This window comes from Paraburkholderia diazotrophica (genome assembly GCF_900108945.1).
GTDB classification, from domain to species: Bacteria; Pseudomonadota; Gammaproteobacteria; order Burkholderiales; family Burkholderiaceae; genus Paraburkholderia; species Paraburkholderia diazotrophica.
In genome coordinates, this window is record NZ_FNYE01000047.1 from 48367 (window position 1) to 57829 (window position 9463).

General features: G+C 60.6%; 13 protein-coding genes and 1 pseudogene. 5 read left to right on the plus strand and 9 right to left on the minus strand.

Annotation, left to right across the window (positions count from 1 at the left end):
• Positions 1-30 precede the first annotated feature (30 nt).
• The 7 genes from BMW76_RS34950 to BMW76_RS34980 form a co-directional block, all read right to left on the minus strand.
• Positions 31-465: a DUF7682 family zinc-binding protein gene (locus BMW76_RS34950; RefSeq protein WP_245763516.1), complete on the minus strand. Its 435-nt coding sequence runs from the start codon at positions 463-465 to the stop codon at positions 31-33.
• A gap of 14 nt (positions 466-479) precedes the next feature.
• Positions 480-794 (minus strand): hypothetical protein, encoded by a 315-nt coding sequence (locus BMW76_RS34955; protein WP_245763517.1) that lies wholly within the window; start codon positions 792-794, stop codon positions 480-482.
• 27 nt (positions 795-821) lie between these two features.
• Positions 822-1238 carry a hypothetical protein gene (locus BMW76_RS34960; RefSeq protein WP_090873397.1) on the minus strand — a complete coding sequence of 139 codons (417 nt, stop codon included), beginning with the start codon at positions 1236-1238 and terminating at the stop codon, positions 822-824.
• Between the two features lie 133 nt (positions 1239-1371).
• Entirely contained in the window at positions 1372-2586 is a 1215-nt protein-coding gene (locus BMW76_RS34965; RefSeq protein ID WP_090873398.1) for a DUF1173 family protein, read from the minus strand.
• A 3-nt stretch (positions 2587-2589) separates the two neighbouring features.
• Positions 2590-2880 (minus strand): hypothetical protein, encoded by a 291-nt coding sequence (locus BMW76_RS34970; protein ID WP_090873399.1) that lies wholly within the window; start codon positions 2878-2880, stop codon positions 2590-2592.
• Complete coding sequence (locus BMW76_RS34975; RefSeq protein ID WP_090873400.1) at positions 2877-3146, minus strand: hypothetical protein; 270 nt, start codon at positions 3144-3146, stop codon at positions 2877-2879. Before BMW76_RS34975 ends, BMW76_RS34970 begins: the two co-directional genes overlap by 4 nt.
• Positions 3147-3151: 5 nt before the next feature.
• The gene (locus tag BMW76_RS34980; protein WP_090873401.1) at positions 3152-3580 is read right to left on the minus strand and encodes a hypothetical protein; all 429 of its coding nucleotides are present in this window, start codon (positions 3578-3580) and stop codon (positions 3152-3154) included.
• Positions 3581-4122: 542 nt separating this feature from the next.
• Here BMW76_RS34980 and BMW76_RS34985 point away from each other — a divergent pair.
• Positions 4123-4917, plus strand: coding sequence for a hypothetical protein (locus BMW76_RS34985; protein ID WP_090873402.1), 795 nt, complete (start codon positions 4123-4125; stop codon positions 4915-4917).
• A gap of 11 nt (positions 4918-4928) precedes the next feature.
• Positions 4929-5150 carry a hypothetical protein gene (locus BMW76_RS34990; RefSeq protein ID WP_090873403.1) on the plus strand — a complete coding sequence of 74 codons (222 nt, stop codon included), beginning with the start codon at positions 4929-4931 and terminating at the stop codon, positions 5148-5150.
• 151 nt (positions 5151-5301) lie between these two features.
• Here BMW76_RS34990 and BMW76_RS42240 read toward each other — a convergent pair whose 3' ends face one another.
• Positions 5302-5526, minus strand: coding sequence for a hypothetical protein (locus BMW76_RS42240; protein ID WP_245763519.1), 225 nt, complete (start codon positions 5524-5526; stop codon positions 5302-5304).
• A gap of 648 nt (positions 5527-6174) precedes the next feature.
• Between BMW76_RS42240 and BMW76_RS34995 the strand changes: the two genes are divergently transcribed.
• From BMW76_RS34995 to BMW76_RS35005, 3 genes are all read left to right on the plus strand, one after another.
• Positions 6175-8352 (plus strand): SNF2-related protein, encoded by a 2178-nt coding sequence (locus tag BMW76_RS34995; RefSeq protein WP_245763518.1) that lies wholly within the window; start codon positions 6175-6177, stop codon positions 8350-8352.
• Positions 8349-8597 carry a hypothetical protein gene (locus tag BMW76_RS35000; RefSeq protein ID WP_090873404.1) on the plus strand — a complete coding sequence of 83 codons (249 nt, stop codon included), beginning with the start codon at positions 8349-8351 and terminating at the stop codon, positions 8595-8597. Before BMW76_RS34995 ends, BMW76_RS35000 begins: the two co-directional genes overlap by 4 nt.
• A 255-nt stretch (positions 8598-8852) precedes the next feature.
• Positions 8853-9152, plus strand: coding sequence for a hypothetical protein (locus BMW76_RS35005; protein ID WP_090873405.1), 300 nt, complete (start codon positions 8853-8855; stop codon positions 9150-9152).
• Positions 9153-9196: 44 nt separating this feature from the next.
• Here the strand turns inward: BMW76_RS35005 and BMW76_RS35010 are convergent.
• Positions 9197-9463: pseudogene (locus BMW76_RS35010) on the minus strand (IS4 family transposase); the annotation flags it as partial.

Genomic DNA, 9463 nt, shown 5'->3' on the forward strand with positions numbered 1-9463 from the left:
CGACAGGAAAAAGCACCAATTGCGGCCAGATCACAATCGCAGGGCGTCAGCGGCCCGGTTGTATGCCTCGTGAGATAGCAGACGTATCGGGCGCAACGATTCGCAGTCGAACATCAGGCGGTAGGCATATCCAACGGGCACAGAGAGGACCTGGCCATTTGAGGACCGGATCTGTTTCCCCTTCAGCGCACAGGGGTGGGTGCCGTCCCGCACCTTCGCCAGGACCATTCGAGCCTCTTTCTGAATCGATGGAAGATGCGCAACGCACGACAGGTCGATCGGATCGGCGGCGGATAGTTCTGCCTTGGCGAGACGCTTATGCTGCCTTGCGAGCATCTCGGCTTCTTTGGCTTTGGAGGTGGCGGCGCAGGTATGGCAGTACTTGCCTTTGCCCGAGTGGCCGCAGGGGAAATTGCGCTTCATGGTGGTGTCGTCCTTGGGATAGCTGATACACCATTCGACCATGAAGGCTCTCGCAGTCAAGGGAAGGTTGGAGCTGGTTTTAATGGCTCTTTCGCGTGATTGCTGTCGAGCTCGGCCGACAGGTCGAGAATGCGCGCGTCTGCACCAGCGAGCCGTCTTTCCAGCCGCTCTATGTGAGCCAGAGCGACGGCGTACTGGTCGGCGAGCATAGTGAGCGCCCAAAACGGCGTGAGCGCGGCCGAGCAATCCCGGCAGGTGACGATTCCGCCGCGAGGGTCCAGGCGGATGTTGTGATGATCGCACTCACCGGGCCGGTGAGTGCGTTCGTCGGTGGTGACGCGCAGGCGCGCGAACGGTATGACACTGCTCATGCACGTCCGGTTGGCAAAGGTAGTGGTTTATGGGGCGGTGGGCCGCGACTGTACCGCGGAAGCGGCGTCGGGTGGAAAAAGGATGCGGGAGATCGTTTCGTCGCGGCGGTAATGCTGCTCGATGATGTCGAGGTAACGACGGAACCCGTCCGTTTCGAGAGGAGCGACGCGCCCGTTGCTCGCAGCGAACCGCACGTCGGTTGGCGCGTTGGCGTGGCGCTCGATGCTGCCAAGTGCCGCCACATCCGGTAACCACCAGCGATTCCAGCGCGTCGTGAAGTTCAACCAGCCGCGCGTGGCCGCATCCATTTCTACCCAGGACGCCTGAAAGTCGAGAATGGCGCCGAGTGAGCTGAAGAAGGCCATCCGCACGCCATTGTCGTCCGCGGCCGCGACGACGATCTGTTTGCGCCGTTCGTCGACGGGGTCCGTCGAGCTTGCCATGCAGAGTGCCGGGTAACTGACGTGCCAGTCTGCACCACGCGCAACTGCGCGTTGAAGAAAGAAAGAGTTGGATTCCACTGTGACGGTCCTGTTTTGAGCTATGTCTGCTCACCCTATCGACATTGCCAGCAAGTCAAGTCGGCGACGGCAGCGCGACCGAGGAGAGCGGCGACGGCGGTATCCATTCAACACATGGCTCATTGCGTGAAGCGTACAGCGCCTGCTTCTCCGACTTGCGCGCACGGTAGGCATCGTTTGATTCCATGCCGTAGACCTCGATGGCGGTTGGGCGCGCCGTGTCAGTCAGGCGAAAGTCTGGCAGCATGTCGTCCGACTGGTCGCGGCGTAGTGGTTTGTCGAACCGCCGGCGTTCTCCGACGAGACGATTCGCCATCTCGACCTCGTAGCTCGAGTCGCAGGCGATGAACGAGCGGCTGCAAAGCTGCAGCGCGAGATCGATCGCCCGCAGATTGCCGTCCTTCGTGCGTTCAACGACGAGCACAGCGACGATGCGTGCTTCCGGCTTGCCGATCATCGGCCACGCATGCCGGAAAGACCGGGCCGCGTTCTCGATCAACGTCTTCGATGCGTAGAACGTTTCAAACGTCTGGCGCAGACGAATGACGAAACCGTATTTCGATGGGTCGATCGCCTTGATCTCCGCGATGATCACTCCGCGATCCGAGGTTGTGGGCGTCGTGTGAATGCGGCCGAGGAAGGCGTCGAACTCGGCCTTGATTATCGGGAGCTCACTCTCTTCGTAACGCCGCATGACGTGAACGACATCCTGAATCTGCTTCCCGTTCATCTTCCCATCGCCGAGCACAGCAAGGATCCGCGCGCTGCACGTGCCCCAGTTGCGCTGCGCTTCTGCAGACCAATGGTTAAGGCGAGCGTCCTGCCATACGCGTCGCAGAAATCCAAGAAGGGGGGCGGACCGGCGTGACTCGGCGCGCAGAGTGGCGTTCTCTGAGTTTTCGCGGCGTGCCTTCTCGACGGTGCGCACAGTTAGAGAGACGTCCAGCCGCGCATCGAGGCCCGCTGCCGTGTTCCGTATAGCTTCCTGCCCTGTGACGGAAGACGAGCCAGCGTCGGTGGTATCGGCGAAGAAAGAGCAGAGGTCCCGATTGTGATGCATCCCTTCGTCGGGCCAGCGCGCGAGATGGAAGAGTGCGCCATAGCGGCGAACGACGAGTCGTAGTGGCTTGCCGCCGCCGGCGCTCTGGCAGAGACACTCGGCATAGCCGGGCGAGCGCTTCGCCCGTTCGAGCCGTGTCGCGAAACGCGCGGGATTGTCCTGCACGTCTTCGAGGGACGTCACCAGGCCATCGAAGCGGACGTTTGTCATCGGTCAGTTCCGTAGGAAGTCTGCTATCGAAATGCCGTTGCTCGCGCGAAACGCATACGTCCCGAGTAGCTTGCTCACCTGGCGAACGCTAATGGCAAACTGGTCGAGGTGGTGTTGTGTTGGGAAGCGTGCAACGATGCGTCGCAGTATGCCGGGAGCGATGTAGTCCCGCTGTTCGATATAGCCGTCGCCAATCAGGGCGTCCATCCAGCAGTCCGGAAGTCCTAATGCGGCGGCGCTGCTGGCGCCTTGCTCACGCGTTGTATCGAGGAATTCAAAGACGATCGTGATCAAGCTTGGACCTTTGCGGTACGGAGCGCGTCGCCGAGCCTGGCCATCCTCCCGAGCGGGATGATGCGCTCGATGGTCGAGGCGTCGATGACGTGGCGCGCGCCTGTTGCATTCTGAAACTCGAGGAAGGTCAGGCCGTCAACGACGTGCTTGCCGATGAAAGTGCGTTCCAGCAAAAAACCGGGGAAATAACCGTTAGACAGCGCGATCGCGCGTGTCTCAATGCAGTAGCCCGTAGCGGGCAATAGTTGTTCGGTAGCCTGTTGCATTGCGCTCAGGGCCGCGGGGGCTTGTGCTTTAGCCGATAAGCATCGAGGAGTGAAATTGCACCGATCGCTGTAGCAAACGCGTTGAACAGGGCTAGGGCTATCAGCCACGCTGCGCGCCGGTCGTGCGCCGCGATCTCTTGAGCGCGCTCCCGCTCGGCGATCGCAAGATTGGCGCGCTGCGCGCTTAGTGATTGGCTCAGCGCATCTTCAGAGTGCACTCCGTGACGTGCCAGAACGCCGGAGCGAAGGTCAGGCGGCAAGTCTTTGATCGCATCCGAGACACCCGTCAGTTCCGAGACGATTGCGGTGTCGATCACGACACCGACGGCTGCGCGTTGTGGTTGCAACTGGATTCCAGCAAGGCCGATCGTGACCGTCGACGTGAGCACGGCGATGGCGAGGATGGACAGCGTGGCGCGTTGACTAAATTTCATGTTGACCGATGTTGTTGGCCGCAAGGGAAGCGCTGCTCCCTATTTTCGAGCGAACACCTTTCTCATGGGCGCACAAAGAGAGCGGAAAAACTGGAGCATTCCCCTTTTCAGTGGCGATAGTTCGAAAGCGTCATGTAAGTGCGTGGCCGGAAAGAGATAGCAAAACCGCCACCATTCTCGGGATTGGTCCGTAACGCGTTAATGGGCGGCGGACCTGTCATCTCATGGCGGTTGCTCCGCAGCGTCAGAGGTATGGGCCTCGGTCTAGCCCAGAGTCGCAGTTATCCACAAGTTTGTCCCCCGAAAGTGGGGATAACTCTGGGCGGGCCGCGGAAAGAGGCGAGGCGAAATTGCCGTCATTCGACCGTGCCGACAGCTTCGCGCGTCGTATTGTTTACCCATCACCCGCGCATACGCGCATCGACTGACTGCGCATATGCGCAAATTCACCTGACGGCCGCTCTTAGGCCGCTCATTCAACCAGACGGGAACCATCCCGCTCTGGCGTGGTGTGTCCCGTCAATTTCATCGAGGGAAACACCATGTACACAGCACTTGTTCAGCAGTTCAAGGACGCACAAACGAAGGCGGCCGCTGCCTATCTTGACGTAAGGGCAGCAGAAACCGCGCTTTTCCCGGGCGACGGTCAGTACTGCTACCGCGCCGCGGAGACGCGGTCCGAATACAAAACGGATCGCGAACTGAGCGACTTCTGCAATCGACTGTCGCATGTACTCGTCAGAGAGGCGGTGCGACGCTTTTCGCCGCCCGGAGGACGGCTGGAGATCGACGACAGCAAGGAACTCCAGAAGGCTTCCGTCGATATTAGCGGGGCGCTCGAAGCAGGGAAGTGTCCTGACTTCGATGCTTTCTGGGCCCATCTCGAACGCACGTACAGCGGCGACGCTGGAAAGCGTATCGCTTTGATCCAGGCCGCGAAGCTGATCATTGACGGGTTCAACATTCGTCCGAACTCCGAGATCAAGCGGACGTCGAGCGCAATCGTGCTTGAGGGGCGCATCTGGAGCGAGCCGTGCCATCGGTCAAGCGCCCGGAAGCCGACCTACCACTCACAGCAGACCGTCGTGAACATAACGCGCGGTCTGGCTGCTTTCGCGGGACATGCTGGCTTCGACGTACTTGCGTCGGAGTTGGCCCACGGGCGACTGGTGGACTACCAGTTCGAGACTCGCGAAAAGGTCTGTCTCAATGGCCTTGACATCGTGATGTACAGCGAGAAATGGCTGTTCAAGTTCTCACATCAGGTGGGCGACGCGCTGTCGCTGTTCATCAGCGAGTTTGGCGCTGAGTACCTCGCCTCCCGTGACCGTTACTGATCGGGGGCGACATGTCTCGTCAACGCATCTATCTGTTCTCACGCTATGTCGCCCGGACGTACGGCGTGCCTTCCGAACATCTCATCACCATCGTGCGCGCGCGTGACTGCTATTCACCGATGTTTCGCGCCGCGGCGTTGCGTCACCTTGTGCTGCAGGCTCCGTTGCACGTGACGGGCGGCCAGCCGTTCGCCGCACGCCGGCGAGCTGTTCGCAGGTTCTATCAGTTGTAGTTTTCGTCCCGCCGCGCAGTACGTCGGCGTTCTCTCTTCGGCTCGCTTTTACGCGGGCCTTTTTCTTTTTATGGATGCAATCATGCAGAGAGATCTGTTTTCTTTCGAGCCCGACTGGTACGAGCCTTTGCGCTCGCTCATCAGTCTCGGCTCACAGGCTGCACCGGTCGCTCACCAAGGCGAACTGGCCGCGGCGCGACGGCAGCACCTCGGCCAGTTTTTCACGCCGGACGCGATCGCCGCCTTCATGTGGAGTTTCATCAGTGGCTGGCGTCTCAACCGTCGCATCCGTCTGCTCGATAACTCGGTCGGCTCTGGTCGGCTTTTTCAGTACGCTGACCCGGAACGATATGCGGTGTATGGCGTCGACGTCCATGCGGAGGTGATCACGCAATGTCAGAAGGTGTTTGAGGACGCAGGGTTCGACTGCGAATTCAGGCACGCAGGCATGGAGGACATCCAGCCCACGAACTTCGACATCGCGATCATCAATCCGCCGTTTTCAGTTCATCTGGAGTCGCCGCATCTGAAGCCTTTTCCCTGCACCACGTGGGGCAGATACGGGGCCAACACCAGCGCACTGAGTCATGAGTATTCGGTGCATCAGGCGCTGAACGCGGCGCACATCGTTGTTGCGTTGCTGCCAATCACGACGGCGGAAGCTGTAATGACCGGCGGGTTGGGTGACTCGGCGCGACGCCGCGCAGCGGGTCTGTTCGAGTTGCCGCCCGATGCGTTCAGGTCGGAAGGCGCGAATGTACGGACGGCTGTTGTGGTGTTCGACCGCTACCGCTCAAGGCCTTCAGACTTCGTTCGAACGAAAGTCGAAAACCTCGCGCTGCCGGGGCCCGACCTCGGTTTGCATTACGAGGATCGAAGCTTTGGCGAACCGCGCTTGTGCTTCCAGAAGCTCGATGACAGCGTACCGGCCATCACTCGGCCTGTAACGGGCGACAAGTCTGTCGTCATCTCGCATGACGGCCGACTCATCCGTTTCGGCTTCGCGTGTGGTTTCAACGAGGCAATGGTGCTTAACCGGGTTTTCGTTGAGCGCATCTATTCGCGCGACGGCCACCGGTTGCCGCGAGGCTTCCGCTATGCGGGTCAGGGTCTGCTCGATCTGGAAACGTATCTGATGCAGGCTGATCCGCGTGCGGCGCTGGACAGGCTGCTCGATCGCATCCGTAGCGTTGGTGGTGAGCCGCGGTTCGCGCCAGGCTTCCTCGAACACCTCGAGCGTCGTGCGAGACGCAGTCGGCGCCAGGCGATGCCGCTCAGGCATGTTGCGTGGACCACAGGCGCCGGATCTTCGGATGTTGTCACCGGCAAGGCTCGCGAGACTCACAAGGTCGATGCGACGCGCTGGGCCGGTCCGCTTGTCATGGCGGGCGAGGACGTCTGCTTCACACGGGAAGACGATGGCCGATACCGCTACGAGGTCAAAGGCGCTACCTATCATCTGTCAGTCGACGAGTTGAACGCGCGGTTTGCGGTCGATAACGTCGCTGAGGGCTGGGAAGTGGTGCATGAGGGGCTTGCGGCAAAGTATCCGCAGCAGGCCGCAGCGCTTCGGGCAAGAGTGAGCGCTTCAGGCGTCGATCAATGGCTCACCTGGGAGTTTCAGACCGAGGATCTGGTCGAGACGCTCATGAAGCCATCGGGTTGCGTGATTGCATGGGAGCAGGGTTGCGGCAAGTCCCGTCTTGCGCTCGCGCTCATTCTCGTCTCGGGCGTCAGGCACGGTCTCATCGTTGTTGAGTCCCGCCTGATCGACGAAATGATGAAGGAGATCGCGCTATTGCCGATCGACGCCGGCGACGTGAAGGTCATCAGTTGCGCTGCGGATCTCAATGATCTGCGACGTATCAACCTGATCTCGTACGAGCGCTTGCGCATGCCGGTCGACAAGGCGCTGTCAAAGCGTGTGACGTATGCCCACCGACTTCGGCGCCGCATCGGTCTGCTGGTCGCGGACGAAGGCGAGCGGTTGGCCAATCCGACAAGCGATCAAAGCAGGGCGCTCTGGCAGCTTTCGGCGCGACGTCGATACGTGCTGACAGGTTCTCCGATTCCGAATTATCCGCGTGACGCCTTCGGGCTGCTCGCCTTTTCGGGCGGAGACGGGACGGCGGCCCAGCCTTACGGCTACCGTCTCGGTTATCTGGAGGAGAACTGGATCAACACCGTCGAGTATGCAATGCGCGGTGTCGACCGGTTCCGCGATGACTTTGTTGTGCTGGAATGGGTCACGTGGCAGTTCGCCGAGAGCCTGCAGGAAGGGGCGAAACGCGAAGTGCCAAAGATCGGAAACCTGCGCGGTTACCGCGCGATGCTTGCGCCGCATATCAAGCGGCGGCTGGTTGCAGAGCCGGAAGTCGCGAAGTACATCCAGATCGAGCCGCCGGAGTTCGAAGTTGAGACCGTGGACTGGGACAGTGGCCACCTGGCGACTTACCTGCGAGCGGCCGACGAGTTCGCCGACTGGTATCGCTCGTCACGCGATGATCGTAAGGCATGCAACCTCATCACCATTCTCGCGCGCATTCGCGCAGTGCATTTCGCCGCCAATTTTCCGCAGTACGGGATGGATGGCGTCGATCAGATTGGTGGCCTGACGAGCAAGCAGCGCGCGGTGATCTCACGCATGCGGGAAATTGCCGCTGAAGGGAAGCAGGCGATCGTGTTTGCGGAGAACCCCGGCGTACTCGATCTCCTTGCACGGGAGCTCGAATCGCACGGTGTGCAGTCGGTGCCGTTCCATGGCGAGATACCGATCAAGCGCCGCGTGTCCGACAAGGACAAGCGGTTCCTGACGGGGTTGGCGACCGGACTTCTGGCAACGAAGGCCTCGGGGCGTGCGGGCTACAACCTGCCGAACGCCGATTACATCCTCTTCTATGACCGGTCGTGGACGTGGCGCATCGAGTATCAGGCGATGCGGCGCGCACTGCGCTGGAACCGCAAGGGGACCTTGAAGGTGTTGTACTTCCACCTGCCGGGGAGCATCGACGAGTATCAGGACCAGATGGTCGCGCACAAACGCGATGCAACACAGGCTGGACTGGACTGGGCAACGCCCGAACTTGAAGACGAAACGTTCCTGCACATGGATTCTCTGCTGGATCGCTTTGTCGATGATCTTGCATTGATCGCCGATCAGAAGAGCGGCGACATGCGCAAACTGTTGAAGGAGGCAGCATGAAAGAAGCAAAGGTGTCCGTGCTGGTCGGGGAAGGCGTCGTTACCGTGAAGCGCGAGGGTTCAAACCGCGCGCTGCAGGCCAACGTCCTTGGCACGGTCGAAGCAGACGGTGTCGAGGTGTTATGTCTTGACCGCTTGGTGCATGCGAGCCACGAGCAGCAGTTCGGCGAGTGGACGCTGTCGGGCGCGGTGACGACGCTGCTGTCGCGTCCGCTGGCTGTTCCGGAGGCAGTTTTGCCTCAATAGGTGGTGTCAGCGCCGTCATGGCGCTGAGCCCGCTCTTTCTCCAAACCCGGCTTCGTGCCGGGTTTTTTCGTTTATGCGGAAGGCGTGGCGTTTGCGCGAGCTTTGCACGCCGTTGCCTCTCGGCGCGGCGGTATCTTTGCGCTATTACCCGCGTCTGTGACGCATCGACTCGCCGGCTTTGACCGGCCTTTATCTGATCAACCCTTCGGGACCCATTCCCGGACGGGGCGGGTTCCCGGCATTGGAGAATCCGTTATGGCATCCGCCTACCTTGACGTCCGCGTAGCTTTTGCGCTCGCAAGAATCGCAAGCCTGACTGACCCGACCACCGGTCTGCTCCGGCTCGCACTGGCCGACGCGCAGGCGTTGGGCTATCGCGACGCAGAGTCCTCCGCGCTAAGTGATCTGCCGACTCCGACATTTTTCGCCGACGAGCCGAGCCTTGCGCAGGCATGGCGGGACGGCTTTATCCAGTGGGAGTCGGACGGAGAGTACGGGGACATGTGCTTTTTCTGTTTCGATGATCACAATGTTTTTCAATGCCCACGCATCTGAAACATTCCCTTTCTCCACAACCCGGCCACGCGCCGTAATGCCGTTCAGTTAATGTCCTTGTTAAGGTATCGAACGGTGTAACGTTTGGGGCGGGATTTGACGACCCGGTCGCATGCGCGGCCGGGTCGCTTTTCATTGGGAAGAGACTTGAGCCGGTCCCGCAGACGCTGAAGGCATGCAGGCAATTTTGCGTAGGCCGGCGTGAGGGCGGCCCACATCATTTCGTGCTGGATCGTATGGAGCGCTCGCACGAAGCTGATATCGGTCGGCGCGAGTTTCGCTTCCCATGCGGCGCTGGCGATCTCACGGCG